This window comes from Mycobacterium sp. DHQP2018-32-09, from assembly GCF_058148405.1.
Window position 1 is genome coordinate 1 of sequence record NZ_JBYVYK010000120.1, and the last position, 762, is coordinate 762.

Consider the following 762-nt stretch of genomic DNA (forward strand, 5'->3'; position numbering starts at 1 on the left):
GTGCGGGACGCCGCCGGCGCTGCCGTGCGCGACCGCGGCCAGCAGCGCGGAGCAACCGCCCACCAAGCCCCCACGCAACACGCCGGCGCGGAGCGCGGGCGTGGTCATGCGCGCAGAGCCTACCCGCGCCGATCAGGCGGCTCCGCCGGCCCTCGCCGATCAGGCGGCTCCGCCGGCCCGCACCGTCAGGCGGCTCCGCCTCCGTCGACCCGCAGGGTCGCCCCCGTCACGAAACTCGCCCTCGGCGACGCCAGGAACGCCACCGCCTCGGCGATCTCGGCGGGCCTGGCGGTGCGTCCGAGCGGAAGTGCCCGCCCCAGCTCGGCGTTGGTGTCGCCCCACTCGGCGAGCACGCCCTCGGTGTCGGTGGGGCCCGGCGCCACGGCGTTGACCCGCACGCCACCCGCACCGAATTCCAGCGCCCAGACCCGGGTCAGCGATTCCACCGCTGCCTTCGACGCGGCGTACGTCGACGCCCCCGGCACGGCCTTGCCCGTCACCATCGACGTGACGTTGACGATCGCACCCCCGCCGCGGGCCAGCATGCCCCGCACCACCCCGGTCGTCAGGAAGTACGTGCCACGCACGTTGACGTCGAAGGTCGCCTCGAAGCTCGCCACGTCCTGATCGAGCGCGAGCGCGCCGGGGAATGCCGCCGCGTTGTTCACCAGCACGTCGACCGGGCCCACCTGCTCGAGCAACGCGGCGATCGACGCCACGTCGGCCATGTCCGCGCGGAAGAAGCGCACCGCGGGCCCCGCT

At 75.1% G+C, this 762-nt stretch carries 1 protein-coding gene; it reads right to left on the bottom strand.

Annotation, left to right across the window (positions count from 1 at the left end):
- Positions 1-185: 185 nt before the first annotated feature.
- On the bottom strand, positions 186-762 hold a 577-nt coding region (locus AC30CM_RS26950; RefSeq protein WP_490119969.1), incomplete at its 5' end, for an SDR family NAD(P)-dependent oxidoreductase.